Source organism: Vibrio sp. 1978, assembly GCF_033344345.1.
On record NZ_JAWPOP010000901.1, the window covers coordinates 1 to 545 of the forward strand.

Below are 545 nucleotides of genomic sequence, written 5' to 3' on the forward strand. Positions count from 1 at the left end.
AAAGCACACGCATCAATGGCGTTGTTGATCACATTAACCAAAACCTGCTGAACGCCCACGGAGTCTGCCAGTGGAGGACGTATCTCTCCTTCAACGCTAGTCACAATGGCGACGTTCTGCTTTTGCATTCGAAAATGAAGCAGCTCAATGGTGTCTGCAATCAAGGCTTGAATATCGCATGGTGTCTTATCAACACTGCGTTTGCGTATCAACGTTCTTAAACGCTGAATGATGGCATCGGCTCGTTCCACTTGCCCCTGTATTTTCTCTAGCACAGGCACAATATCTTCATGCGGACGCTTCTTTGCAAGACGCAGCAACCCACCTTCACTGTAATTACGAATGGCTGCCAGCGGTTGATTTAATTCATGAGCCAGACTGCTGCCAATTTCCCCGACAATCGCCACTCTTTGTGAATGTTCTAACTGCTCGCTTTTCTCTTTCAGCCTTAGCGATGTCAGCTCTAATGCTTGTTTGCTTTTGCTAAAACGATACTCAAGCCAAAAGTGGTACGCGTTCAATACAATCACAAACATGAACAGTGC

1 protein-coding gene is annotated in these 545 nt (G+C 46.4%); it reads right to left on the bottom strand.

Features of this window, described 5'->3' with window-relative positions:
• A partial coding sequence (locus R8N49_RS29760) for a sensor histidine kinase (protein ID WP_318190782.1) occupies positions 1-545 on the bottom strand: 545 nt, incomplete at both ends.